This window comes from Brucella sp. IR073 (assembly GCF_049065735.1).
Taxonomy (GTDB): domain Bacteria; phylum Pseudomonadota; class Alphaproteobacteria; order Rhizobiales; family Rhizobiaceae; genus Paramesorhizobium.
Map to the genome: position 1 here is coordinate 82,243 of NZ_JBAKHD010000001.1, position 24,182 is coordinate 106,424.

The window sequence follows — 24,182 nt, forward strand, 5'->3', positions numbered from 1 at the left end:
ATTGGCTGACATGGCTCGCGGCGCTCATTCTGCAACGTTTGCGATTGGTACCGAACGTTGATGAAGGCTAATCTCCCCCCTTGTGGGGGAGATGCCCGGCAGGGCAGAGGGGGGTGATGGCGCGACGGAATTTCGAATATCCGCAGCCTCCGCGGCGCGGTGAAAGGGAGAGAAAAGATGGCCGAAGCCTATATTTACGATCATGTCCGCACCCCGCGCGGGCGCGGCAAGAAGGATGGCAGCCTGCATGAGGTGCCGGCGGTGCGGCTGGGCGCCAAGGTGCTGGAGGCGCTGCGCGACCGCAACGGGCTCGACACCTCGCAGGTCGACGACATCATCTATGGCTGTGTCGATCCGGTCGGTGAGGCGGGCGCGGTAATCCCGCGTTCCTCCGCCTTCGAGGCGGGCTATGATTTCAAGGCCCCGGGCATGCAGATTTCGCGCTTCTGCGCCTCCGGCCTCGACGCCATCAATTTCGCCGCCGCCAAGATCGCGCAAGGCGCTGATGACATCGTCATCGCGGGCGGCGTGGAGAGCATGTCGCGCGTCGGCATGGGTATGTCGGGCGGCGCCTGGTACATGGACCCTTCCGTGGGCCTGCCCGGCTGGTTCATGCCGCAGGGCGTCTCGGCTGACCTGATCGCCACCAAATACGGCTTCTCCCGCGACGATGTCGACGCCTATGCCGTGGAAAGCCAGAAGCGCGCCGCGAAGGCTTGGGAAAAGGGCTATTTCAGGAAGTCGGTCATCCCGGTCAAGGACCAGAACGGCCTCACCATTCTCGACCATGACGAGACGATCCGCCCCACGACCGACATGCAGGCGCTGGCCTCCCTCAATCCGTCCTTCGTCATGCCCGGCGAGATGGGCGGCTTCGACGCCGTGGGCATTCAAGCGCATCCGGATGTCGAGAGCGTCAACCACGTCCACCACGCCGGCAATTCGTCCGGCATCGTCGATGGCGCGGCGGGCGTGCTGCTCGGCTCGAAAAAGGCGGGCAAGGCGTTGGGCTTGAAGCCGCGCGCGCGCATCCGCACCTTCGCCAATATCGGCTCCGACCCGGCGCTGATGCTGACCGGCCCCGTCGATGTGACGGAGAAGCTTCTGAAGCGCGCGAAGATGAAGCTCTCGGATATCGACCTCTTCGAGCTCAACGAAGCCTTCGCCGCCGTCGTGCTGCGCTACATGCAGGCTTTCGACATTCCGCATGACAAGATCAACGTCAATGGCGGCGCCATCGCCATGGGCCACCCGCTAGGCGCCACTGGCGCGATGATCCTCGGCACCGTGCTCGACGAGCTGGAGCGCCGCGATCTCAACACCGCGCTCGTCACGCTATGCATCGGTGCGGGCATGGGCACCGCCACCATCATCGAACGCGTCTGACCGGGGAGGAGCAACAATGACCTATAAGAACTTCAAATTCGACGTCGACGCTGACGGTATCGCGCTCGTCACCTGGGACATGCCCGACAAGTCGATGAATGTCTTCACCGAGGAGGTGATGGAGGAGCTCGACGCCATCGTCGATCGCGTGGCGGGCGACGCCGCGATCAAGGGCGCTGTCATCACCTCGGGCAAGGATACCTTCTCTGGCGGAGCGGACCTGACCATGCTGAAGCGCATGTTCCAGCTGTTCCACGAGGAAAAGGCGAAGGACCCGCAAAAGGCGGTGGAGCTTCTGTTCCAGAACACCGGCCGCATGGGCGGGCTGTTCCGCAAGCTGGAAACCTCAGGCAAGCCCTGGGTCTCCGCCATCAACGGCACCTGCATGGGCGGCGCGTTCGAAATGTCGCTCGCCTGCCATGGCCGTGTCGCCTCCGACGCGCCGGGCGTGAAAATGGCGCTGCCCGAGGTCAAGGTCGGCATCTTCCCCGGTGCCGGCGGCACGCAGCGCGTCCCGCGCCTCACCAACCAGCAGGACGCCCTGCAGATGATGACGACAGGCCAGAACCTGACGCCGCAGCGCGCCAAGGCGATGGGCCTGATCCATGAGATCGCCCCGGCCAAGAAGCTGGTCGAGACTGCCAAGAAGATGATCAAGAGTGGGCTGAAGCCGGTCCAGCCTTGGGACGAGAAGGGCTTCAAGCTGCCCGGCGCGCCGATCTATTCGGCGGCGGGGGCCAATCTCTGGCCCGCCGCAAGCGCCATCCTGCGCCGCGAGACCTATGGCAATTATCCCGCCGCCGCAGCCATCCTGAAATGCGTCTATGAAGGTCTGCTTGTCCCATTCGACACGGGCCTCAAGATCGAGCAGCGCTATTTCACGCAGATTTTGCAGACGACCGAAGCGGGTATGATGATCCGCTCGCTGTTCGTATCCCTGCAGGAGCTGAACAAGGGCGCACGCCGTCCCGCGGATGTGAAGCCGACTAAGTTTACCAAAGTCGGCGTCATCGGCGCGGGCTTCATGGGCGCAGGCATCGCCTATGTCACCGCCAAGGCCGGCATTCCGGTTGTCCTTATCGACCGCGACCAGGAAGCCGCCGACAAGGGCAAGGCCCATTCGGCTGATTTGATCACGAAGGAAATCCAGAAGGGCCGGGCAACCGAGGCCGACAAGGAAAAGCTGTTGTCGCTCATCACCGCGACGCCGGATTACGCTGATCTCGAAGGCGCGGACCTTGTGATCGAGGCGGTGTTTGAAGATCGCGAAGTCAAGCGCGTGGCGACCGAGAAGGCCGAGGCGGTGCTGAAATCCTCGGCCATCTTCGCCTCCAACACCTCGACTTTGCCTATTACCGGCCTTGCCAAAGTATCGCAGCGCCCGAAGAACTTCATCGGCATCCACTTCTTCTCGCCTGTCGACAAGATGATGCTGGTGGAAGTGATCCTCGGCAAGAAGACCGGCGACAAGGCACTGGCCGTGGCGCTCGATTATGTCCGCGCCATCAAGAAGACGCCGATCGTCGTCAACGACACGCGCGGCTTCTACGTCAATCGCTGCGTGCTGCGCTATATGTCGGAAGCCTACAATATGCTGATCGAGGGCGTGCCCCCGGCGATGATCGAGAACGCCGCCCGCATGGCCGGCATGCCGGTCGGCCCACTGGCGCTCAACGACGAGACGGCGATTGACCTGTCGCAGAAAATCCTGAAGGCCGCTCTCGCCGATCTGGGGCCCAAGGCTGTCGACCCGCGCCATGTCGAGCTGGTGAACACCATGGTCGACAAATATGATCGCAAGGGCCGCAAGAATGGCAAGGGCTTCTATGATTATCCGGCTAAGCCCGCCAAGAAGCATTTGTGGCCCGACCTGAAGACGCTCTACCCGCAGCAGGACCCGGACAAGATCGACGTCGAGGAACTGAAGCAGCGCTTCCTGTTCGTCATCGCGCTGGAAGCGGCGCGCGTCATGGAGGAAGGCATCGTCACCGACCCGCGCGAGGCCGATGTCGGCTCCATCCTCGCCTTCGGCTTCGCCCCCTACACGGGCGGAACGCTCTCCTATATCGACGGCATGGGCGCGAAGAAATTCGTCAAACGCTCCAAGGAGTTGCAGAGGAAATACGGAGCCCAGTTCAAGGCCCCCAACCTGCTTCTCGACATGGCGGAAAAGGGCGAGACCTTCTACCAGCGCTTCGATCCGTATAAGAGTGAGCAGAAGCAGGCGGCGTAAGCGCCAACGCCCTCCTTCCCCCTTGCGGGGATTGAGGAGCGTTCGGCCGAAGGCCGAGGAAAAGCCAACGATTTGGCTTTTCCAACGACGAACCCCGCGTCAGCGGGCGGATGGGGGTGGTGACGTTTGCGCTTGTGCTGGAGAAAATAGCGTAAACGTCGCCACCCCCACCCGGCCCTTCGGGCCACCCTCCCCGCAAGGGGGAGAGAAATCCACCATCCCCATCCTTCATCTTGCCTGCCCGACAAAAAAGAGGTATTTTTTCCTGACGCCATCAGGAAAACTTCGCCATGATCTCTCATGAGCGCGTATGGGCTGCCATCGACGCGTTGGCTGAGCGGTATTCGCTGACCCCCTCCGGCCTTGCCCGCCGCGCGGGGCTGGACCCCACCACCTTCAATAAATCCAAGCGCCATGCCGCGGACGGACGCGCCCGGTGGCCTTCGACGGAGTCGCTTGCCAAGGTGATGGAAGCGACCGGCGCATCGCTCGACGAATTGATGGAACTGATGCGCGAAGAGGGGGAGGGCGGCGGTGCTCCAGCTCCCGCCGCCTCCGCGCGCGCCATTCCATTCCTAAGCCTGGCGCAGGCAGGGAGCGCGGATGTCTTCGACGATGCAGGCTTCCCCACCGGGCAGGGCTGGGACGTCATGGAATTCCCTCCCGCTGGGGCGGTCTATGCGCTGGAAGTCTCCGGCGATTCCCTGCTGCCGCTCTACCGCGACGGCGAAACGCTGATCGTCGCGCCCGGCGCGCCGATCCGCCGGGGCGACCGTGTCCTCGTGAGGACGAAGGCGGGTGAGATCATGGCCCGCATCCTGCACCGCCAGACCACCCGCGCCGTCGAGCTTCTCACCGCCGCCCCCGGTGAGCCCAACCGCGTTATCGACACGCCCGATGTGGCATGGCTTGCCCGCATCGTCTGGGCGAGCCAATAGCCGAGCGCGGGCGGAAGATGGAGGACGCGCGGCTGGGCGCGTTCGGCTTGAAGCCGGATATCGCGTTGCCGGGAAATGAGCACGAAGGATTGACCCTTGGCGACCAGCCGATGCTATGCTGGCTGGCATGTTCACCGGAGGCTCCATGAGATTCTCAGCGCTGGTTTCGGCCTTGCTCCTCGGCATTTCCGCCCTGTCTGCTCCCGCCATGGCGGCCTCGCCGGACATTCCATATCTCTGGGACCGCCGCGAGCGCGTCGCCAAGCCGGACCTTTCGAAATTGCGCCGGTTGCGGTTTCTCACGACAGTCGATTTTCCGCCGTTCAACTTCATCGACAGCAGCGGCAGGCTTGCCGGCTATAATATCGACCTCGCGCGTGCCATCTGCGATGAACTCGCAATAGGGGAGATCTGTCAGGTCGAAGCCGCCCCTTGGGGCGAGCTTGCCGCCAAGCTGAAGGCAGGCGACGGCGAGGCCATCATCGCGGGACTCGAGCCCACGGCGGAAAACCGTCTGGAATACGCCTTCTCCCGGCCCTATCTCGGCCTGCCGGCCCGCTTCGTCACGCGGCGCAGCGCCATGCTCGACGAACCGCTCAACCGCAACCTGAGGAACAAGCGCGTCGGCGTGCTTGGCGGAACCGCCCATGAGGCGATGCTCCGCAACTATTTTCCAAATGCCGTCATCGAGAATTTTCCCGCCAAGGAACGGCTTTTCGCCGATCTCAAGAGCGGCAAGCTCGATGCCGTCTTCGGTGACGGCATGACGCTCTCCTTCTGGCTCGGCGACAAGGCGTCGGAAGGCTGCTGCGCCTTCTCCGGCGGCCCCTATCTCGGCCCGCAATTTCTCGGCCCCGGCCTCACCATAGCCGTCCCCGCCGGCAATGCGCCGCTGGCAAGGGCCTTCGACTACGCGCTGGAGGCGCTGGAGCAAAAAGGCACGATGGCGGAGCTCTACCTGAGATATTTCCCGATCGGGTTTTACTAGAGCATGATCCCGAAAAGTTGCAGACTTTCGGGCAAGATCATGCGGTAAAACAAAGAGTTAGAGCGTGATGCCCGCACGGGCCTAATCGCATCACGCTCTAGGACAAATTGCTTTCAGACGGAATCATCCGAAACCGGCGACGCCACCGAAGCATTAGCCTCACCCCCTCCCCTCCGGTGCAGGAAATCGCACGATGAAGGTCGAGCCTTGGCCGACCTGCGAGCGGATGATGAGCCGGCCCCGGTGGCGGGTGAGGATGTGCTTGACGATGGCGAGGCCGAGGCCGGTGCCCTTGTGGGCGCGGCTGGTTTCGACATCGACGCGGTAGAAGCGCTCGGTCAGGCGCGGCAGGTGCTCGGAGGGTATGCCTGGGCCGAAATCCTCGATGGAGGCGACGATCTCCTTGCCCGTGGCGCCGTTTTCCTCCTCCAGCCGGACGATGGCGCGCTTGCCGGACTGGCCGTATTTGCAGGCATTTTCCAACAGGTTCTGGAAAACCTGGATCAGCTCGTCGCGGTCGCCCGTCACCTTGACGGGACCGGCGGGGATATGGCGCTCGATGGTGACGCCCATCCCAACGGCGAAGGGCGTCAGGCTGTCGGCGACGTGGTTCAGCACATTGGCGAGATCGACGCGCTCGGTCACGGCGATATGCGCCTTCATCTCGATGCGCGACAGGGAGAGCAGGTCGTCGATAAGCCGCGCCATGCGCTCCGCCTGCTTCTGCATGATCCCAAGGAATTTTTCCCGCGCTGGCTCGTCATTGCGGGCAGGACCTTGCAGGGTTTCGATAAAACCGCGCAGCGAGGCCAGCGGCGTGCGCAGCTCATGGCTGGCATTGGCGATGAAATCCGACCGCATGCGGTCGATCCGGCGTATCTCGGTCTGGTCGCGGAAGAGGAGGACAAAGGAAGCCGGCCTTCCGGCGCCAGCATCGAGCGCCATGACCATGGCCCTGTACCAGCGGTCGAGCGGGACGCGCTCGAAATAGTCGATGGCGCGGGACTGTCCGTCGGCAATCACGCTCTGGATCAGGCCGTGCATTTCCGGCGCGCGGAAGCGCAGGTACAAAGTCGTGTCTTCGGCCAGCGGCTGGAAAGCCTCGCGCGCGGCCTTGTTGGCATAGAGCACCATGCCGCCCGCGTCGAACAGGATCATCGGATCGGGAAGCTGCTCGGCGAGGCGCTCGCCGGAAATGCGCGACAGGCCGTTCTGCGGTCCTTCCAATCCGCCCGGATAGACTTTCTCTGCTTGCGGCGCGGGCATCAAGGCCGCGACAGCCAGCAGCAGGCCGATGGTGAAAACCGCGAGCACCGGCAGGGATGCGCCGGAGGCGAGCACCAGCAGCAGTGCCAGAACCGCGATGATCAGGATATGGCGCGCGCGCACGATGCGTCCGGCCATCCGCGCCGCTATTGCCCATCGTCTGCCGCCGTTCTTTTCGATCTCGCTCATCCCGCCAAGGCTCTCCGAAACGTCCAATCCATGCCTCCATAGCATGGATTGTCTATATTACCGGAGAACGCCTTGAATGACAGTTTCACGACAAGGCACAGGAATTGGCGGGACGGTTTGAGGGGAGATTGTGTTTTGGCGGAATCGCGCGGGGCCTAAGTCATCCCCCCACACGCAGCATTTCTATACATCCTAAATAATTGAAATTTAATGTGAATTTGGCGAATCATTTTTTCGCCAGCGAAGATGATCCCTATTGTAATTCACAAAAAATTAAGTTTAATGAAAGGTGTATTTGTAAGAGGTGTAAAAAATGGCGTGTACTGTTCTTGAGTTTGCAGAATTGTTTCTGTTCGGGCGCGCGTCTGTCACCGTTAAGTTGCGCGACTAAACAACCATGGCAAAATTCGGGGGTGCTCAGGCACGCCGGGCCGGGGAAGCGGCTTGGCTGCATAAGGAATATCACGCCGAAATTCTGGTTTGTTCGGCCATCGCCGCAAGACTTTGCCTGAACGGGGCAAAGAGGAATGAAGTGATACATGCGTTCATCGAAGCGAAACGGAACAATACTTCTTTTACCGATGAAATCATGGTTTCAGCTGGGATTAGACAGGAACAACTCTATGAGGCGATTGCGGGGGAACTGGGCGTAGGCTTTGCCGATCGCATCGTCTCCTCCGATATCCTCTTGCGCGAGGACGACGTCCCGCAAAACCTGCGCAGCATCCGCCATGTGCTGGTGGCGCATGGCGGCGGACGGACCTTGCTCTACATCGCGCCGACCATCGATGATCTGGTCGTTCTCAAGCAAGCCCTTGCGCAAACCCCCGCGCTCACCGAACGTCTGCGCGTATGCCCGCCCGCCATTCTGGCGCAGATGATGCGGCTGCGGCAGGAGCGGGAGCTGGTGAAGATCGCCCAGGAAATGACCCCGCCGCAATTTTCTGCTGCCATGGTCGTCAATGGCTGGCAAGGCTTCGTGCTGGCGGAAACGATCTTCCTGCTGATCGGCTTTTTTCTGTTCCACCCGCTGGAGACGTCGGTTGTCCTGCATGTCAGCCTGACGCTGATTTTCTTCTGCTGCGTCACGATGCGCCTGCTTGCCTCGATCGCGGCGCATAAGCCCTCGCTGCCGCCAGCCGGCAATATCGTGCCGCGTGACATGCCGGTTTATACGATCCTGGTGCCGCTCTATAGGGAGGCGGCGATCGTCCCGCAATTGCTGCAGGCGCTGTCGGGTATAAACTGGCCTGCCTCCAAGCTCGATATCAAGCTCGTCTGCGAGGCCGACGACCCTGATACCATCGAAGCCATCGAAAACCATATGCTTCCGCCCTGCTTCGAGATCGTCCGCGTCCCCAATTCAGGCCCGCGTACCAAGCCGAAGGCGCTGAACTACGCCTTGCAATTCGCGCGCGGCGAATTCCTCGTCATCTTCGATGCCGAGGACAGACCCCATCCGGACCAGCTGCTCGAGGCGTGGAATGCGTTCCGCACCGGCGACCGCAGGCTCGCCTGCGTGCAGGCGCCGCTCCTCATTTCGAATTTCCGTTCCGATTGGCTGACGCGTATGTTCGCCTTCGAATATGCGGCGCTGTTCCGCGGCCTTCTGCCCTGGATGGCGCGGATGAATTTGGTCATCCCGCTCGGCGGCACCTCCAACCATCTGCGCCGTGAGTGCCTGGAGGCGGTCGGCGGCTGGGACAGCTATAATGTGACTGAGGATGCCGATCTTGGGCTGAGGCTGGCGCGTTTCGGCTATCGCGTCGGCGTGATCACGCGCGGCACCTGGGAAGATGCGCCCCGCTGCTATCAGGACTGGAAAAAGCAGCGCACCCGCTGGCTCAAGGGCTGGATGCAGACCTGGCTCGTCCATATGCGCAATCCCTGGCGCACCTGGCGGGATCTCGGCACCGTCCGCTTCGCCCTCAGCATGCTCTATATGTCAGGCCTCATCCTCTCCGCGCTCGTCTATCCGCTGATGATGCTGACGGCGGTTGTGGTTATCGCCACTGCGCTGCGCGGGCCGGCTTCCTTCTGGTCCTTCTATCTCCTCTGCGTCGATGTGGTGAACATCCTGCTCGCCTATGTCAGTTATTACGCCCTTGGGTTGAAAACCTTGAACCGCGAGGAGCGCCGGGCCGGCCCCTATTTCTGCTGGATACCGTTCTATTGGCTGCTGATGTCCTTCTCCGCCTGGCGCGCCGCGTGGCAATTGTTCGAGGCGCCGCACCTATGGGAGAAGACCCCGCATCACCCGAGCGGCGCCTTCGTCATCCCCCGCGCTGCGCGTCCTTCCCCGCAAACGGCCGTTTCAGGCGCCGCACAACAGAAGCTGCGGCCCCGAGCGGATAATGATCCGGTCTTCGCCGCCGAGCGCCTCAAGGCCGCCGCGTCGTAGGGGGCGAGCGGGTAGAGTATGTTCCGTTTAAAACAAATGCCCTAAACCAGCTCCTCCGCCAGCGCCTTCTCGATCAGCGCCCGCGTCTCGGCAATGCCGTAAAGCGCAACGAAGGAGCCGAAGCGGGGGCCGCGCTCCTGGCCGATCAGCACCTCGTAGAGCATCTGGAAGAAGGAGACCGAAACGCCGGGGCCGCCTTCCGGGCTCTTCTTGGTGTGGTCCTGATAGCGCTCGATGGCGCGGGCGACGTCCAGGATGGCGTTCTGGATGTCGTTGCCGTCGCTGCCCTCGGGCAATTCGCCGAGTTTGGCATCGAGTGCCGCGAGCGCCTGCCGTTCCACCTCGTCGGGTGCGCGGAACTTCTTCGTCGGCTTCACAAAATCGTTGAAATAGCGGATCGCATAGCCGACCAGCGCGTCGAGTTCCGGATTGTTCTGCGGCGTCACGCCCGGTGCATGGCGCGAGATGAAGCCCCAGAGCACATCCGGATTTTCCGCGTTGGACGCACTGACAAGATTGAGCAGCAGCGCGAACGGCACCGGCAGGTCGACCTTCGGCGGGTTGCCGTAGTGAATATACCAGACCGGATTGTTGAGCCGGTCCTTCCATTCCTGGCGCTGATAGGCGGAGAGATAGGTGAAATATTCGTCCACCGCCTTCGGGATCACGTCGAAATAAAGCTTTTTCGCGGTCTTCGGCTTCTGGAAATTATAGAGCGCGAGACTCTCCGTCGGCGCGTAGGCGAGCCACTCATCGATGGAAATGCCATTGCCCTTGGACTTCGAAATCTTCTGCCCGAGCTGGTCGAGAAACAACTCGTAGACGAAATGCTCCGGCGCGCGGCCGCCGAGGATTTCGCAGATGCGGTCGTAAATGACGGCGTTGGTCTGATGATCCTTACCGAACATCTCGAAATCGATGCCGAGCGCGGCCCAGCGCATGCCGAAATCCGGCTTCCATTGCAGCTTCACATTGCCGCCGGTGACGGAAAGCGTCGTCTCGGTGCCGTCCTCGTCGTCGAAGGTGATGGTGCCGGCCTTGGCATCCACCTTCTTCATCGGCACGTAGAGCACGCGGCCCGACTTTGGCGAGATCGGCAGGAAGGGGCTGTAGGTCGCCCGGCGCTCCTCGCCCAGCGTCGGCAGCATCACCTTCATGATGTCGTCATAGCGCTCGACGGCCTTGAGCAGCACCGCGTCGAACTTGCCGGACTTGTAATATCCGGTCGCGCTGGCGAATTCGTAATCGAAGCCGAAGGTGTCGAGGAAGCGGCAGAGCATGGCATTGTTATGCTCGGCGAAGCTCTTGTAATTGCCGCCGAACGGGTTCGGCACGGCAGAAAGCGGCAATTGCAGGTAAGGCTCCATCGCCGCCTTGTCAGGCACATTGTCGGGGATCTTGCGCATCCCGTCCATGTCGTCAGAGAAGCAGATGAGCCGCGTCTTCACCTTGCCCTCGGTCAGCACGCGGAAGGCATGGCGCACCATGGAGGTGCGCGCCACCTCGCCGAAGGTGCCGATATGCGGCAGGCCGGAGGGGCCGTAGCCGGTCTCGAACAGCACGGTTTCCGGCAGGCCGGTCTTTTCGTACCGCTTGAGGATTTTCCGCGCCTCCTCGAACGGCCACGCTTTCGCCTCCGCCGCCGCCGCGATCAGTTCGGGCGTGAGGGCGAGGTCGGGAAGGCGGTTGGTGGTCATTTGATGGGTTCCTGAAGCCGGAATGGCGCGCACGTTGACGAAAAGAGTGTAGTTTGCTTTTCCGTCTTGCTCTATGGCTCCGGTCGCCTCGCGTCAACTCCCATGGAATTTCCTTGCGCCTTCGCAGCAGTGCTTCTAGTTTCGCGGCGGTTTTTGAACGGATGCGAGGAAGCATGTCAGAGATTTCGCCGCAGGATGCGCTTGTTTATATCATGGTCACCACATCGGCGGCGGATACCACGATGACCGATGCCGAACTTTCATCCATCGGCAATATCGTCAGCCGCCTTCCCGTGTTCCGCGGCTTCGATGCCAACAGGCTCGCCGAGCTGGCGGCGCGCTGCTATGCCTATCTAGGGGATGAGGACGGACTGGAGCGGATCCTCGACATCGCCCATGAAACCCTGCCCGAGCGGCTCTACGACACCGCCTATGCGCTGGCGGTGGAAGTCGCCGCCGCCGATCTCCATGTCGAGCAGGAGGAACTGCGCTTCCTGCAAATGCTGCGCGACCGATGGGACCTCGATGAGCTCACCGTCGCGGCCATAGAGCGCAGCGCGCGGGTCCGCTTCCGCAAGCTGGCTTAGGTCAGTCACGGTCCGAAAGGAAGCAGTATGCGCTTCTTCACTCTCGCGCTGGAGGCAAGGTTGAGGCATGGATTCCTGTGCTTGTCACAGGAATCCATGCCTCAACCTCGCCACCGCAACAACGTCGTAAATGGAGTTACCGCGCGCGGCGGCGTTCTGAAACCGGCTGGAAGGCGAGCTTGGAGTGGTAGCCGCAATAAGGCCCTGTTTCCTCGGAATCATTGCCGCAGAAGTGGAAATCCTCGTTGAGCGGGTCGCCGATCGGCCATTTGCAGGTCCGCTCGCTCAATTGCAGCAGCGAAAGGCGGCGCGAGATCGGCACCACCACATCCGCGGTCGGGCGGATCACCGTATGCGCCACCGCTTCCACCGCATATTCCGCCTGCAGGGCCGTCGCGCCGATGCTCTTGGTGACGGCGGTGCGAACCACGGTCTGCTGGCTGGCGCTGGAAGCGGTCGCCGTCGCGGTGCGCACGGTGCTGCCGGTGGAGGTGTTGACCTTCTTGCTGCGCGCCGGCGCTGCGGACGTTTTGCCGCGCCCCGAAAGTTTCAGCCGATGCACCTTGCCGATGACCGCGTTGCGGCTCACTCCGCCAAGCTGTGCTGCAATCTGGCTGGCGCTGAGCCCTTCACCCCACAATTTCTTAAGCAGTTCGACGCGCTCGTCTGTCCAGTTCATTGTCCTGGGCTCCAATTTATTAACATCTCATCCGGAATCCATCGTCTCGACCGGGTTGCCCCAGACGAAAATACTACATCTATCCGGATGACTAGGTCCGCCGCACGAAATCTAGTTTTTACTGCGGGGAAGCTACATTAACGGGTGACTCCGTGACAAGAGTCGTGGTGCCACACTGATTTGGTTTTTTCGGTTTTCCCCAACTTGGGCACCAACTATCTGCTTTTTGTGACTCTTTTGGGGACAAACAAATCCGCTGCGGCAAAAAAACCAAACGCGGGCTTCAATTGACATTTAAGCCTTCCCGCATGATATTGCAGGTCTAGAAGCCGCCCTGGGGGCGGCTTTTTGATTTCGTCCGCGCGGGGCCCGCCGGAAACGGCGCATCCCGCACCCACGCTCTTCAAGGCTAGGAGGCCCGACAGGCATGACCCAATCGACCGTGCAACCGCTCTACGACACTTATAATCGTGCCGGTTTGCGCTTCGAGCGAGGCGAGGGCGTCTGGCTGATCACCGAGAAGGGCGACCGTTATCTGGATTTCGCGGCGGGCATCGCCGTCAATTCGCTGGGGCACTCGCATCCGCATCTGGTGAAGGCGCTGACGTCCCAGGCTGAAAAGCTCTGGCATGTCTCCAATGTCTATGAGATCCCCGGACAGGAAAAGCTCGGTCAGAGGCTTGTGGATGCCACTTTTGCCGACAAGGTCTTCTTCACCAATTCCGGTGCCGAGGCGCTCGAATGCGCCATAAAGACCGCGCGCCGCTATCATTATGTCAATGGCCAGCCGGAGCGCTACCGGATCATCACCTTCGAAGGCGCCTTCCATGGCCGCACGCTGGCGACGATCGCGGCGGGCGGGCAGGCCAAATATCTCGAAGGTTTCGGCCCCAAGGTGGATGGCTTCGATCAGGTGCCCTTCGGCGATGAAAAGGCGCTGAAGGCGGCAATCACGCCGGAAACGGCCGGCATTCTCATCGAGCCGGTGCAGGGAGAAGGCGGGCTGCGCCCGGCATCGGAGGAGTTCCTGCGTACGCTGCGCAAAATCTGCGACGAGCAGGGCCTGCTGCTCATCCTCGACGAGGTGCAGACCGGCGTCGGGCGTACCGGCAAGCTCTTTGCCCATGAATGGGCAGGTATTACCCCTGATATCATGGCGGTGGCCAAGGGCATCGGCGGCGGCTTCCCGATGGGCGCGTGCCTTGCGACCGCCAAGGCCGCCAAGGGCATGACGGCAGGTGTGCATGGCACCACCTATGGCGGCGGGCCGCTGGCCATGGCTGTGGGCAATGCCGTGCTCGACGTGGTGCTCGCCGATGGCTTCCTCGACCATGTGCGCCAGATGGCGCTTGTCTTCAAGCAGGGGCTCGCCTCGATCGTCGACCGTTATCCCGACGTCGTTTCGGAGGTGCGCGGTCGCGGGCTTCTGGCCGGCCTCAAATGCGTGGTTCCCAACACGGCCTTCGTCCAGGCGCTGCGCGACGAGCACCTGCTCAGCGTCGGCGCCGGCGACAATGCGGTGCGCCTGCTGCCCCCGCTGATCGTGACCGAGGAAGAACTGCGCGACGGCCTCGCGCGCATCGAGGCCGCTTGCGAGCGGCTTTCGGCTGCCAATAGGAAGACAGCGTGAACAGCATGACGATGAAGCAGGATATCAGGCATTTTACCGATCTTTCCGCCGTTTCTGCGCAGGAGCTGCGGCGCATTCTCGACGATGCCCGCTCCCGCAAGGAGCGTCTCAAGGCGGGCGAAATCGAGAAGCCCTTTGCCGGGAAGGTGCTGGCGATGATTTTCGACAAGCCCTCGACACGCACCCGCGTCTCCTTCGATGTCGCTATGCGTCAATTGGGCGGCGAGACGATCATGCTGACCGGCTCGGAGATGCAGCTTGGCCGCAGCGAAACCATCGCCGACACGGCGAAGGTGCTGTCGCGCTATGTCGATATCATCATGATCCGCACCACGGCGCATGACCGGCTGATGGAACTGGCCGAAAATGCCACCGTTCCCGTCATCAACGGCCTGACCGACGATACGCATCCCTGCCAGATCATGGCCGATGTGCTGACCTATGAAGAGCATCGCGGCCCTGTGAAAGGGCGCACCTTCGCCTGGACGGGCGACGGCAACAATGTGCTCCACTCGCTGATCGAGGCGTCGGCGCGGTTCGATTTCAACCTGAACATCGCGACTCCCTCAGGCAGCGAGCCGCAGGGCTCCTATCTCGGCTGGGCCAAGGCCAATGGCGCCCGCATTCTCTCCACCACCGATCCGGTCGAGGCGGTGACAGGCGCCGATTGCGTCGTCACTGATACCTGGGTCTCGATGGGGCAGGAGGACCGAGCACGCGGCCATAACGTGTTCATGCCCTATCAGGTAAACCAGCGCCTGATGGACCATGCCAAGCCCGACGCGCTGTTCATGCACTGCCTGCCCGCCCATCGCGGCGAGGAAGTGACCGACGATGTCATCGACGGTCCCAACTCGGTCGTGTTCGACGAGGCGGAAAACCGTCTCCATGCGCAAAAGGCAATCCTCGCCTGGTGTCTGGAAAGTGCGCGCGCGCATGGTTGAGATTTACGGCAAGGGCGAAGCGGGCGGCGCCTCACTGGGTGATTTTCATTTCGCGGGCGACGATGCCGTCGTGCCGTTCCAGGTGGAGGCGCTGGCGGCGCGCGGCCGCACCGTGCAGCTCGGGCCGATCCTCGATAGCATCCTCGCGCGCCATGCTTACCCGGAGGAGGTGGCGCGGCTTCTGGCGGAAGCCATCGTGTTGACCGTACTGCTCGGCACGTCGCTGAAATTCGAGGGCAAGTTCATCCTTCAGACCCAGTCGGACGGCCCGGTGGACATGCTGGTGGTGGATTTCCGCACGCCGAAATCGGTCCGCGCCTATGCGCGCTTCGACGAGGAGCGGCTGGCGCAGGCGGTCGCCGCGGGCAGGACCGCGCCGGAAGAGCTGCTGGGGCGCGGCACGCTGGCGCTCACCATCGACCAGGGCGCCTATATGCAGCGCTATCAGGGCATCGTCGCGCTCGACGGGTCGAGCCTCGAGGACATCGCCCGCGCCTATTTCCGCCAGTCGGAGCAGATCCCCACCGATATCCGCCTCTCCGTCGCCAAGCTCATCGAGCGCAGGAACGGCAAGGCGGTGGAGCAATGGCGCGCGGGCGGGCTGCTCGTGCAGTTCCTGCCGGAGTCGGAGCTGCGCATGCGGCAAAAAGACCTGCCCGGCGGTGACGCCCCGCACGGCGCGGATGAGAGCGATGACGGGCAATATGAGGATGACGATTGGCTTGAGGTGACCTCACTCGTCGGCACCATCGAGAGTTCGGAGCTGACGGACCCGCAGGTCGGCGCGGAGCGCTTGCTCTACCGCCTGTTCCACGAGCGCGGCGTGCGCGTGTTCGAGCCGGTCCCCGTCATCGACGACTGCTCCTGCTCGCGCGAAAAAATCCGCGGCGTGCTGGAAGGCTTCACCGCGGAGGAAGTCGAAGACAGCATCGAAGACGGCAAAATCGCAGTCACCTGCGAATTCTGCTCGACGCGATATGAGTTCGATCCGGCTGAATTTGAGAAGAAGTGAATGGTGAATGGAAGTATGGTTATCGGTAAGCAATAACGATACTTCCGACTATTCACCGTCCACGATTCACTTCAATTCAACGTCCGCCGTTTGTCGGGCAGATCCAGCGAGAAGGCCGGAATTTCGATTTCGAAATCCTTGCCGCCTTCGCCCTGCATCTGATAGCGCCCGACCATCATCCCTGAGGGCGTGGATAAGGGGCAACCCGACGAATATTGATAGGAATCGCCGGGATCGAGCACCGGCTGCTCGCCGACGACGCCCGCGCCGTGGACTTCCTCGACGCGGCCGTTTTCATCCGTGATCCGCCAATGGCGGGAGCGCAACTGAACGGTTTCCTCCGAATTGTTCGCAATCGTTACCTTATAGCCGAAAACATAACGGTACTCGTCCGGGTCCGACTGCTCCTCCAGGTAGAATGGTTCCACGACGACTTCGATTTGCCGTGTGATTGCACGATACATTGAAATCTCCCCCGAGCTTTTGCAACCAGGAAGATATTGCCGAGTTGTAAGCGTTCGTCAACGCTAAAATAACACGCCTTCCGGGTAGCTTATCCGGCTGCCTGCAACGCCGCGTCGATATCTTCGAGAAGGTCGTCCACATCCTCCAGCCCAACGGAAAGCCGCAACATGCCATCGGTGATCCCCGCCTCCGCCCGCGCCTCTTCCGAGAGGTTCTTGTGCGTGGTGGTGGCGGGGTGGGTGATGAGGCTCTTGGCGTCGCCGAGATTGTTGGAAAGCAGGATCACTTCGAGCGCATTCTCGAATGCGAAGGCCGCCTTCTTGCCGCCCTTCAAATCGAAGGCGATCAGCGACGAACCGCCGCTCATCTGCCGGGCGATGATATCCGCCTGCGGGTGATCGGCGCGGCCCGGATAGATGACGCGGGCGACCTGGGTTTGCCCCGTCAGGAAATCGGCGATCTTGCCCGCGCTGTCCGTCTGCTGGCGCACGCGGATGGGCAGCGTCTCGAGCCCCTTCAAGAGGAGCCAAGAATTGAAGGGGCTGAGGCCCGGTCCGGTATGGCGGAAATATTCGTGTAAATTTTCGTCGATCCACTGCTTGTCGGAGAGGATCACGCCGCCAAGACACCGGCCCTGGCCGTCAATATGCTTGGTCGCGGAATAAACGACGATATGCGCGCCCAGTTCCAGCGGCTTCTGGAAAAGAGGCGTGGCGAAGACATTGTCGACGATCAGCTTGGCGCCTACCGAATTGGCGATCTCGGCAACTTTGGCGATATCGACCACTTCCAGCGTCGGGTTTGTCGGGCTTTCCAGGAACAGCGCGCGGGTATTGGGGCGGATAGCCCGCTCCCAGTTTTCGATCCTGGAGCCGTCGATCAGCGTGAAATCGACGCCATATTTCGGCAGCAGGGTTTCGATGACATAGCGGCAGGAGCCGAACAGCGCGCGTGCGGCGAGCACATGGTCGCCCGCCCTGACCTGACAGAGAATGGCCGCCGCCACTGCCGCCATGCCGGATGCCGTGGCGCGGGCATCTTCTGCGCCTTCAAGCGCGCACATGCGCTTTTCGAACATGTCCGTGGTTGGGTTGGCGTAGCGGGAATAGATGAAGCCGGGTTCTTCGCCCTTGAAGCGCGCTTCCGCCGCCTCCGCCGAGTCATAGACAAAGCCCTGCGTCAGGAAAATCGCCTCGGACGTCTCGCCGAAGCCCGAGCGCAGCGTGCCGCCATGGATGAGCTGCGTCGCGGGGCGGAAATTGCGGTTGGTCTTGTCAGTCATCGGGTCCACCTGCCAAATCTGGCCTCGCAGTATCGGACTGGAGGCCAATAAAAAACCGGCCTTGCGAAAACGCAAAAGGCCGGTGCGGGACCGTGGCCTCCTTTAGCGAATTCTTTAACGTGGCTGCAAGCCGGCCGGCCAAATCACCACGGGATAAGGATGCTTTAGTCCTGTTGAAGCCTTGCGTCAATCGGGCAGGTCGCTAAAGGTTCAAGCAATTAATTGTGCTGCGAAGGTGAGGCAGACGGCGCGGGGCAAGAGTGTAGTGAGGTGCGTATGACCAAGCGAAACGCAGGGATTTTGGCGGACGCCGATATAGCGGCATTGTTCGAGAGCGGAGCGCTTGCCGCGCCGAGGCCGCTCGACGCCGACCAGGTCCAGCCGGCAAGCCTTGACCTGAGATTGGGGCACAAGGCCTATCGCGTCCGCGCCTCCTTCATGCCGGGGCCCGGTACGCCCGTCATGGCCAAGCTGGACCGTTTGAAGCTGCACGAGATCGACCTGACGGCGGGCGCGGTGCTCGAGACCGGATGCGTCTATATCGTGCCGCTGCTGGAGGCGCTGGCGCTGCCCGCCGGCCTGTCCGCTTCCGCCAACCCCAAAAGCTCGACCGGCCGCCTCGACATCTTCACGCGCGTCATCGCCGATGGCGCGCAGGAGTTCGACAAGGTTCCCGCCGGCTATAACGGCCCGCTCTATCTCGAAGTCAGCCCGCGCACATTTCCCATCGTCGCACGCACGGGCTCGCGCCTGTCGCAGATACGCTTCCGCAGGGGCCGCGCTCAGCTGGACGAGGCCGAACTGCTTGCGCTCCACACAGCCGAAACGCTGGTCGCGTCCGAGACTCCCAATATCACCGGGGGCGGCATCGCGCTTTCCATCGATTTGACCGGCGGCAAGGATGGACTTGTCGGCTATCGCGGCAAGCATCACACCGCGGTGGTCGATGTAGACAAGCGCGCCGCGCATGACGTGCTCGATTTCTGGGAGCCGATCTATGACCGGGGGAGCGGCGAACTAGTGCTCGATCCGGATGAGTTCTACATCCTTGTCTCGCGCGAGGCGGTGCATGTGCCGCCGCTCTACGCCGCCGAGATGACGCCCTTCGACCCGCTCGTCGGCGAGTTCCGGGTGCACTATGCGGGCTTCTTCGATCCCGGCTTCGGCCACACCGCCGCCGGCGGCACCGGCAGCCGCGCCGTGCTGGAAGTGCGCAGCCATGAGGTGCCGTTCATCCTCGAGCACGGCCAGATCGTCGGCCGGCTGGTCTACGAGCATATGCTGGCGCGCCCGAAAGCGCTCTATGGCGCGGATTTGGGCTCGCATTACCAGGCGCAGGGGCTGAAGCTCTCGAAACATTTTCGGTAAGAGTGCGGTTCGCTGCTTGACAAGCACCGCCCTCTGGCGCGATTTAAAAGCGCTACGCTGCGTCGCGGGTATGATGTAATGGTAGCCTGTCAGCTTCCCAAGCTGAACGCGCGGGTTCGATTCCCGCTACCCGCTCCAGCAGCAGTGTCTTCCACAGTAAGGCGCAGTTCCCGAAGCGTGGCTTGGATCACGCGGCGTGTTTCGGCCTTCCATTTTGCCGTGGCCGATAATGCGCGTGCATCAATAGCGGGTCTCGCTGGCTGGCGCGCAGCAGCATCTTGACAGCATGGCTAATGGGAGCGCCCGCGCGGTAGTTCTTCCAGGTGCGAAGGCTGACGCCCAGAAAATCGGCTGCTTCGTTGTTGGAAAGGCCACACTCTTCCTGCCACCGGCATAGATCCTCCGACGTAAAGTCGCGCTGATCTTCTGCGATCTGAAAAAGGTGATAGGCATCAATCGCCAAATCCTCGCCTGCCCATTCCACCGTTGCGCCATAGTCCGTAACGGTAGCGGTTTTCCATACATCCGGGGCTTTAAGCGAGGCGAGAAGTTCGCCGCCAGTGGCAACCCAACCGACGAGATTGACCGTGGAAGCCGGGGCATTTTTCCATTGAATTTCCAGCGTCATGTTCGGCGCAGGCTTTACGCTTTCGATGCGCGGCATGTCCATCTTCGTTTCCTTTCTCAGGCGACGGGAAAGCGGGGATTTGTTCGGCTCCATTCAGCGGCGATCCTCGCCTTATTCTCACGCGCCCATTCAAGGGCGGTATCTTCCACCTTACGGGGCAGTTTGCCGCGTAGGATTTCCAGCGTGGCAATTTCCACCAGTGCATCTCCATCGGGTGTTAGGATGTGGAAATGAGGCGGCAGGTGATCATTCGCGTACACTCGAATGATGATGTTCCCGATTTGAACCAACTTGCCCATGCGCCGATCATTTTGATGAAATAAATATAGGGCAAATTATGCACCATGTAAAGATGCATACCAAGAGTTAGCCGCGTGATCCCAGCCGCCCATTTGGACGACCGGTTCATTCCACTCCGTCCAATAAGCGAAAATTAATTAAATATCTAAGCTTAACCAAATATCCTAATTTAATAAACTTATGGATTGCTCAATTAGAGATTTGGAATTCTAAATACATGCGTTGATTGTTCTATTTTAAGGTTTACAGGGGGAACCATGCCTGTCGGCATAAATGAGGAAGCGAGAATATCTTACACAATCGAAATGCTGCGTGAGCTTTTCCATATGGTGGACAAGGAGCGATTTAAAACCCTGGCTTATATAATCTCGATGGCGATCGTCGAGGCCGAGGATGCTTATTGCAAGGAAGTAACGAAGCGAGGCGGGAAGCCTAGCATGAGCGCAAGTGCTCGTCGGGACCAGGAGAAATGTTCCTGATGCCATAGATAAAGACGCCGCTGAAAATGCGGCGTCTTCACATATCAAGCTGCCGTTAAATAAGGAGTGGCGAAATCGAGTAATGGCGGGTTTCATATTCTTCGATGAGATCCGCTAACATATCGAAGCGCTCTGCGTCTTCACTACCTGGAGCAGGAGGATGATCGAAATAGCGCGAGGTCATCGTCATTCTCGATTGTTCGAATGCGCCCCATCCTACCGTCTCCGGGTTTATCTTGCATCACCGAACTTTAACACATATCTCTGCCTGCAAACAGGAGGCACGAGATGTCCGATAGTGTAAACCGTTTTCTGGGCGATACGCCGGCCCGGGTCATCGTCAAGCTTGTGCTGGTTTCGCTGGTCGTCGGCGTTGTCATGCACGCATTCGACTGGTCGCCCTACGATATATTGTGGGCTATCCGCGGCTTCTTCCTGCAATTGTGGAACATGGGCTTCTCGGCCATCGCGGATTTCGTCAATTACCTGTTACTGGGCGCTGCGATCGTCATCCCTGCCTTCATTTTGCTCAGGATCGTGAGCTATCGGCGCTGATCTTTCCAAGGTATTTGGGGCTAGAACAGGACGATGACGATCGAGCATTCCGGTTTCGCCGTGAGCCGGCGGAAATTCATGATGGTGATAGGCGCGGCATCGCTTATGGCTGCCGTGCCGCTGGCAAATGAGGCGGAGGCGGCCGAAGATCCGACCGCGCTTTTCAACGCCATTCGCAAACAGCATGACCTGCCGCCGGTCGCGGTCAATTCCAGGCTCGAGCAGGCCGCGCTTTATCAAGCGAAGCGCATGGCTAGCTATGATAAGATCGGCCATAGCATCGGCTGGGGCAATGATTTCGTCTCGCGCCTGCGCCAGGCGGGCATTCACGGTCCGGCGGCGGAAAATGTCGCGGCTGGCCAGCGCAGCACGGCGGCGGTGTTCGACGCATGGATGAAATCGCCCGGCCACCGCAAGAACATGCTCGACCCGGAATTCCATCACTACGGCCTCGCCTGGGCCACCCCCGCCAGCAAGCCGCGCTATATCTACTGGGCGTTGATGCTGGGGGTTTGATGCAAGCCGCAACGCTTCAAAAGCCTCATGGGCACGGAACGCCGTCTCCCTAAGTCGGGATCTCCTTCGCCGCCCATTGCGCGGTGTCGCGATCCCGCAGGTCACGGATGTTCCTGACGCTCTCGCGTTTCAGCCGTTGCGATAGGCCGCGCAGGATCTCGCCCGGCAGGCCGGGGCCGCGATAGACGAGGCCCGTATAAAGCTGCATGAGATCCGCGCCCGCCCGTATCTTGGCAATCGCCGTCTCCGCGCTGTCTATGCCGCCGACACCGATGATGGGCAGGTGGGGACCGACTTTCGCCCGCATCTTGGCAAGCACGATGGTCGAGCGCTCGAACAGCGGTGCGCCCGAGAGGCCACCCGTCTCGCCTGCATTCTGCCTGTTCGTCAGGCCGGCCCGCGACAGCGTGGTGTTGGAAATAATAAGCCCGTCGAGCGGATGGGCCAGCACTTCCGCCGCGATGTCGTCGAGCCCTTCCTCCGTCAGATCAGGCGCGATCTTGAGGAACACTGGACGGCGTATGCCTGCTTTCTCCGCTTCCTCGTCCCGCGCTGCCAGCACCCGTGAGAGCAGGTCGCGCAGGCTCTCGCGCGCCTGCAGATCGCGCAGGCCCGGCGTGTTGGGGGAGGAGATATTGGCGGTGAAATAGCTGGCGAGCGGATAGAATTTGCGAATGCCCGCCACATAATCGGCGATGCGGTCGGCTGCATCCTTGTTCGCGCCGATATTGACGCCGACGATACCAGCCTTGCCGCGCCGGCGGGAAAGGCGCTGAAACGCCGCCTCGTGGCCCTCATTGTTGAAGCCGAGGCGGTTGATGACCGCCCCGTCTTCGGGCAGGCGGAAAATGCGCGGACGCGGATTGCCGCTCTGGGACAGGGGCGTCAGCGTGCCGACTTCGGCGAAACCGAAGCCGAGCTTCAGAAGTTCGTCCGGGATTTCGGCGTTCTTGTCATAGCCCGCCGCCATGCCCAGCGGATTGGGGAAGGCGAGTCCGGCGATGCTTACGGCAAGCGCCGGATCGTCGACTTTGCCGCACGATATGAGCCCGCTTTTCAGCGCGGCGATGGAAAGGCCATGCGCCTGTTCCGGGTCGAGCGCAAAGAGGGCGCGGCGGCCGAAGGTTTCGAAAAGCCCGCTCATGCGTCCATCCTCGGGAATTGGTGCGCGCCATCGGCCCCGAGCGGCAAAGGTTTGACCCAGCGTACGGCGGCAAGCGGCAGCTCGCCATAAAGATGGGGGAACAGATCGCCCCCGCGCGAGACTTCATATCTCAGCCAGTCGCCAAGCGCTTCGGCATCGACCGCGATGAGCAGCAGGTCGCTCTGCCCCGCAAAATGCTTCGCCGCCGTTTCGCGCACTTGCGCGGCGGTGGAAAAATGAATGAACCCATCGGCGAGGTCGACCGGCGCGCCGGTGAATACGCCTGCTTCCTCCGCCGCCTGCCACAATGCGCGGGGCGCGATTTTATAGATTGTCGTGCTCATGGGTGTTTCCCTAGTGGAAAAGCACGGCATTGAGCAACGGGCATTTTAGGGGAGTAGGGGAATAAGGGAGTAGGGGAATAGGGAAAAAGCCTTGAACCGGGGTGAAAAAGCCGATTTTTAGCCTTACTCCCTTACTCCCTTACTCCCTTACTCCCTTACGCAAACCGCTTCGTCGCCTCGATCAGCTCATGCACGATGCCCGGCTCGGTCACGGCGTGACCGGCATCCTCGACGATGCGTAAGTCAGCCTCGGGCCAGACCTTCTTCAACTGCCAGGCATTGATGAAGGGCGTGCACATGTCGTAGCGCCCATGCACGATCACGCCGGGAATATGCCGGATGCGTTCGACATTGCGTAGGAGGTGATCGTCGGTGTCGAAGAAGCCGCGATTCTGGAAATAATGGCACTCGATGCGGGCGAAGGCGATGGCGTAATGGTCCTCGCCGAAGGCATTCTCGCGCGCGGGGTCGGGCAGCAGCGACAGGGCCGAGCCCTCCCAGCGCGCCCATTTGCGCGCTGCTTCGATCTGCACCTGCGGGTTGGGATCGGTCAGGCGCTTGTAATAGGCGGCTATCATATCGCCGCGCTCCGCCTCGGGAATGTGTTCCTGATAAGCCTCGAAACGGTCGGGATAGATGATGCTCGCGCCGTTGGAGTAGAACCAGTCGATCTCGAAGCGGCGGATCATGAAGATACCGCGCAGCACGAGTTCGCTCACCCGTTCCGGATGGGTCTGCGCATAGGCGAGCGCCAGCGTCGAGCCCCACGAGCCGCCGAACACCTGCCATTGCTCGACACCGAGATGCTCGCGAATGCGCTCCATGTCGGCGACGAGATCCCAGGTGGTGTTTTCGCGTAGTTCGGCGTGCGGCGTCGAGCGGCCGCAGCCGCGCTGGTCGAACAGAATGATGCGGTAGCGCTCCGGATCGTGGAGGCGCCGCATGGTTGGCGTGATGCCGCCGCCCGGCCCGCCATGGATCATGATGACGGGCTTGCCCTCCGGATTGCCGCATTCCTCGATATGGATCGTATGCAGGTCCGAAACGGGAAGCATCTCGTCGCGATGGGGTGTGATCTCAGGATAAAGCGTGTTGCGCGGGGTCATAACGGCCTTTTTATTGGTTATCCGGAAACGATGCGTGTTCCAATA

At 61.3% G+C, this 24,182-nt stretch carries 22 protein-coding genes, 1 tRNA gene and 1 riboswitch; of the genes, 13 read left to right on the forward strand and 10 right to left on the reverse strand.

The window, feature by feature from the left end; translation table 11 throughout:
- Window positions 1-177 precede the first annotated feature (177 nt).
- The 4 genes from ACOWVG_RS00430 to ACOWVG_RS00445 all read left to right on the forward strand — a co-directional run bounded on the left by ACOWVG_RS00430 (window position 178) and on the right by ACOWVG_RS00445 (window position 5,545).
- Complete coding sequence (locus ACOWVG_RS00430) at window positions 178-1,386, forward strand: acetyl-CoA C-acetyltransferase (protein WP_420959387.1); 1,209 nt, start codon at window positions 178-180, stop codon at window positions 1,384-1,386.
- Window positions 1,387-1,402: 16 nt separating this feature from the next.
- Complete coding sequence (locus ACOWVG_RS00435) at window positions 1,403-3,619, forward strand: FAD-dependent oxidoreductase (protein ID WP_420959388.1); 2,217 nt, start codon at window positions 1,403-1,405, stop codon at window positions 3,617-3,619.
- Window positions 3,620-3,909: 290 nt separating this feature from the next.
- Window positions 3,910-4,557, forward strand: a complete 648-nt coding sequence (locus ACOWVG_RS00440; protein WP_420959389.1) for a S24 family peptidase — start codon at window positions 3,910-3,912, stop codon at window positions 4,555-4,557.
- A gap of 145 nt (window positions 4,558-4,702) precedes the next feature.
- Window positions 4,703-5,545, forward strand: coding sequence for a transporter substrate-binding domain-containing protein (locus tag ACOWVG_RS00445; RefSeq protein ID WP_420959390.1), 843 nt, complete (start codon window positions 4,703-4,705; stop codon window positions 5,543-5,545).
- 159 nt (window positions 5,546-5,704) lie between these two features.
- Here the strand turns inward: ACOWVG_RS00445 and ACOWVG_RS00450 are convergent, their stop codons facing one another.
- Entirely contained in the window at window positions 5,705-7,027 is a 1,323-nt protein-coding gene (locus ACOWVG_RS00450; RefSeq protein WP_420959391.1) for an ATP-binding protein, read from the reverse strand.
- A 562-nt stretch (window positions 7,028-7,589) separates the two neighbouring features.
- Between ACOWVG_RS00450 and ACOWVG_RS00455 the strand changes: the two genes are divergently transcribed.
- Complete coding sequence (locus ACOWVG_RS00455) at window positions 7,590-9,401, forward strand: glycosyltransferase family 2 protein (protein ID WP_420959392.1); 1,812 nt, start codon at window positions 7,590-7,592, stop codon at window positions 9,399-9,401.
- A 41-nt stretch (window positions 9,402-9,442) separates the two neighbouring features.
- Here the strand turns inward: ACOWVG_RS00455 and ACOWVG_RS00460 are convergent, their stop codons facing one another.
- On the reverse strand, window positions 9,443-11,098 hold the full coding sequence (locus ACOWVG_RS00460; RefSeq protein ID WP_420959393.1) for a lysine--tRNA ligase: 1,656 nt from the start codon (window positions 11,096-11,098) through the stop codon (window positions 9,443-9,445).
- Between the two features lie 173 nt (window positions 11,099-11,271).
- Between ACOWVG_RS00460 and ACOWVG_RS00465 the strand changes: the two genes are divergently transcribed.
- On the forward strand, window positions 11,272-11,685 hold the full coding sequence (locus tag ACOWVG_RS00465; protein ID WP_420959394.1) for a tellurite resistance TerB family protein: 414 nt from the start codon (window positions 11,272-11,274) through the stop codon (window positions 11,683-11,685).
- A gap of 136 nt (window positions 11,686-11,821) precedes the next feature.
- On the opposite strand, the gene ACOWVG_RS00470 is transcribed toward ACOWVG_RS00465, so the two are convergent.
- Window positions 11,822-12,364, reverse strand: coding sequence for a GcrA family cell cycle regulator (locus ACOWVG_RS00470; protein WP_420959395.1), 543 nt, complete (start codon window positions 12,362-12,364; stop codon window positions 11,822-11,824).
- A 427-nt stretch (window positions 12,365-12,791) separates the two neighbouring features.
- Here ACOWVG_RS00470 and ACOWVG_RS00475 point away from each other — a divergent pair, with 427 nt between their 5' ends.
- From ACOWVG_RS00475 to ACOWVG_RS00485, 3 genes are read left to right on the forward strand one after another with little or no spacing between them, the layout of a single operon-like run.
- Window positions 12,792-13,994, forward strand: a complete 1,203-nt coding sequence (locus ACOWVG_RS00475; protein ID WP_420959397.1) for an aspartate aminotransferase family protein — start codon at window positions 12,792-12,794, stop codon at window positions 13,992-13,994.
- Window positions 13,995-13,999: 5 nt separating this feature from the next.
- Entirely contained in the window at window positions 14,000-14,938 is a 939-nt protein-coding gene (gene argF / locus ACOWVG_RS00480; RefSeq protein ID WP_420960134.1) for an ornithine carbamoyltransferase, read from the forward strand.
- Window positions 14,931-15,950 (forward strand): Hsp33 family molecular chaperone, encoded by a 1,020-nt coding sequence (locus ACOWVG_RS00485; RefSeq protein WP_420959398.1) that lies wholly within the window; start codon window positions 14,931-14,933, stop codon window positions 15,948-15,950. Before argF ends, ACOWVG_RS00485 begins: the two co-directional genes overlap by 8 nt.
- A gap of 71 nt (window positions 15,951-16,021) precedes the next feature.
- Here the strand turns inward: ACOWVG_RS00485 and apaG are convergent, their stop codons facing one another.
- Both apaG and ACOWVG_RS00495 read right to left on the reverse strand, forming a co-directional pair.
- Complete coding sequence (gene apaG / locus ACOWVG_RS00490) at window positions 16,022-16,414, reverse strand: Co2+/Mg2+ efflux protein ApaG (RefSeq protein WP_420959399.1); 393 nt, start codon at window positions 16,412-16,414, stop codon at window positions 16,022-16,024.
- 89 nt (window positions 16,415-16,503) lie between these two features.
- A complete protein-coding gene (locus ACOWVG_RS00495) occupies window positions 16,504-17,697 on the reverse strand; it encodes an O-succinylhomoserine sulfhydrylase (protein ID WP_420959400.1) in 1,194 nt (397 codons plus the stop codon).
- A gap of 80 nt (window positions 17,698-17,777) precedes the next feature.
- A riboswitch (SAM riboswitch) is annotated at window positions 17,778-17,857 on the reverse strand.
- Window positions 17,858-17,973: 116 nt separating this feature from the next.
- Between ACOWVG_RS00495 and ACOWVG_RS00500 the strand changes: the two genes are divergently transcribed.
- Both ACOWVG_RS00500 and ACOWVG_RS00505 read left to right on the forward strand, forming a co-directional pair.
- A complete protein-coding gene (locus tag ACOWVG_RS00500; RefSeq protein ID WP_420959401.1) occupies window positions 17,974-19,065 on the forward strand; it encodes a 2'-deoxycytidine 5'-triphosphate deaminase in 1,092 nt (363 codons plus the stop codon).
- A 64-nt stretch (window positions 19,066-19,129) separates the two neighbouring features.
- Window positions 19,130-19,203, forward strand: a tRNA-Gly gene (locus ACOWVG_RS00505).
- A 49-nt stretch (window positions 19,204-19,252) separates the two neighbouring features.
- Here ACOWVG_RS00505 and ACOWVG_RS00510 read toward each other — a convergent pair.
- Window positions 19,253-19,735, reverse strand: a complete 483-nt coding sequence (locus tag ACOWVG_RS00510; protein WP_420959402.1) for a hypothetical protein — start codon at window positions 19,733-19,735, stop codon at window positions 19,253-19,255.
- A gap of 14 nt (window positions 19,736-19,749) precedes the next feature.
- Window positions 19,750-19,992 (reverse strand): DUF4160 domain-containing protein, encoded by a 243-nt coding sequence (locus ACOWVG_RS00515; RefSeq protein WP_420959403.1) that lies wholly within the window; start codon window positions 19,990-19,992, stop codon window positions 19,750-19,752.
- 768 nt (window positions 19,993-20,760) lie between these two features.
- Between ACOWVG_RS00515 and ACOWVG_RS00520 the strand changes: the two genes are divergently transcribed.
- Both ACOWVG_RS00520 and ACOWVG_RS00525 read left to right on the forward strand, forming a co-directional pair.
- Entirely contained in the window at window positions 20,761-21,027 is a 267-nt protein-coding gene (locus tag ACOWVG_RS00520) for a DUF6460 domain-containing protein (protein WP_420959404.1), read from the forward strand.
- A gap of 33 nt (window positions 21,028-21,060) precedes the next feature.
- Window positions 21,061-21,543, forward strand: coding sequence for a CAP domain-containing protein (locus ACOWVG_RS00525; protein ID WP_420959405.1), 483 nt, complete (start codon window positions 21,061-21,063; stop codon window positions 21,541-21,543).
- A gap of 49 nt (window positions 21,544-21,592) precedes the next feature.
- Here the strand turns inward: ACOWVG_RS00525 and ACOWVG_RS00530 are convergent, their stop codons facing one another.
- From ACOWVG_RS00530 to pip, 3 genes are all read right to left on the reverse strand, one after another.
- Window positions 21,593-22,687, reverse strand: a complete 1,095-nt coding sequence (locus ACOWVG_RS00530; RefSeq protein WP_420959407.1) for a quinone-dependent dihydroorotate dehydrogenase — start codon at window positions 22,685-22,687, stop codon at window positions 21,593-21,595.
- On the reverse strand, window positions 22,684-23,031 hold the full coding sequence (locus ACOWVG_RS00535) for a DUF952 domain-containing protein (protein WP_420959409.1): 348 nt from the start codon (window positions 23,029-23,031) through the stop codon (window positions 22,684-22,686). The genes ACOWVG_RS00530 and ACOWVG_RS00535 overlap by 4 nt, the downstream gene beginning before the upstream one ends.
- A 155-nt stretch (window positions 23,032-23,186) precedes the next feature.
- Window positions 23,187-24,137 (reverse strand): prolyl aminopeptidase, encoded by a 951-nt coding sequence (pip, locus tag ACOWVG_RS00540; protein ID WP_420959410.1) that lies wholly within the window; start codon window positions 24,135-24,137, stop codon window positions 23,187-23,189.
- Window positions 24,138-24,182: the final 45 nt, after the last annotated feature.

Bases quoted from the DNA above. Each gene is read 5' to 3' on its own strand.
- ACOWVG_RS00485 (WP_420959398.1), top strand. From the start codon at position 14,931: ATGGTTGAGATTTACGGCAAGGGCGAAGCGGGCGGCGCCTCACTGGGT.
- ACOWVG_RS00510 (WP_420959402.1), bottom strand. From the start codon at position 19,735: ATGGACATGCCGCGCATCGAAAGCGTAAAGCCTGCGCCGAACATGACG.
- argF (WP_420960134.1), top strand. From the start codon at position 14,000: ATGACGATGAAGCAGGATATCAGGCATTTTACCGATCTTTCCGCCGTT.
- ACOWVG_RS00525 (WP_420959405.1), top strand. From the start codon at position 21,061: ATGACGATCGAGCATTCCGGTTTCGCCGTGAGCCGGCGGAAATTCATG.
- ACOWVG_RS00500 (WP_420959401.1), top strand. From the start codon at position 17,974: ATGACCAAGCGAAACGCAGGGATTTTGGCGGACGCCGATATAGCGGCA.
- ACOWVG_RS00455 (WP_420959392.1), top strand. From the start codon at position 7,590: ATGGTTTCAGCTGGGATTAGACAGGAACAACTCTATGAGGCGATTGCG.
- pip (WP_420959410.1), bottom strand. From the start codon at position 24,137: ATGACCCCGCGCAACACGCTTTATCCTGAGATCACACCCCATCGCGAC.
- ACOWVG_RS00495 (WP_420959400.1), bottom strand. From the start codon at position 17,697: ATGACTGACAAGACCAACCGCAATTTCCGCCCCGCGACGCAGCTCATC.
- ACOWVG_RS00530 (WP_420959407.1), bottom strand. From the start codon at position 22,687: ATGAGCGGGCTTTTCGAAACCTTCGGCCGCCGCGCCCTCTTTGCGCTC.
- ACOWVG_RS00460 (WP_420959393.1), bottom strand. From the start codon at position 11,098: ATGACCACCAACCGCCTTCCCGACCTCGCCCTCACGCCCGAACTGATC.
- ACOWVG_RS00465 (WP_420959394.1), top strand. From the start codon at position 11,272: ATGTCAGAGATTTCGCCGCAGGATGCGCTTGTTTATATCATGGTCACC.
- ACOWVG_RS00475 (WP_420959397.1), top strand. From the start codon at position 12,792: ATGACCCAATCGACCGTGCAACCGCTCTACGACACTTATAATCGTGCC.
- ACOWVG_RS00430 (WP_420959387.1), top strand. From the start codon at position 178: ATGGCCGAAGCCTATATTTACGATCATGTCCGCACCCCGCGCGGGCGC.
- ACOWVG_RS00515 (WP_420959403.1), bottom strand. From the start codon at position 19,992: ATGGGCAAGTTGGTTCAAATCGGGAACATCATCATTCGAGTGTACGCG.
- ACOWVG_RS00470 (WP_420959395.1), bottom strand. From the start codon at position 12,364: ATGAACTGGACAGACGAGCGCGTCGAACTGCTTAAGAAATTGTGGGGT.
- ACOWVG_RS00520 (WP_420959404.1), top strand. From the start codon at position 20,761: ATGTCCGATAGTGTAAACCGTTTTCTGGGCGATACGCCGGCCCGGGTC.
- ACOWVG_RS00435 (WP_420959388.1), top strand. From the start codon at position 1,403: ATGACCTATAAGAACTTCAAATTCGACGTCGACGCTGACGGTATCGCG.
- ACOWVG_RS00445 (WP_420959390.1), top strand. From the start codon at position 4,703: ATGAGATTCTCAGCGCTGGTTTCGGCCTTGCTCCTCGGCATTTCCGCC.
- apaG (WP_420959399.1), bottom strand. From the start codon at position 16,414: ATGTATCGTGCAATCACACGGCAAATCGAAGTCGTCGTGGAACCATTC.
- ACOWVG_RS00535 (WP_420959409.1), bottom strand. From the start codon at position 23,031: ATGAGCACGACAATCTATAAAATCGCGCCCCGCGCATTGTGGCAGGCG.
- ACOWVG_RS00440 (WP_420959389.1), top strand. From the start codon at position 3,910: ATGATCTCTCATGAGCGCGTATGGGCTGCCATCGACGCGTTGGCTGAG.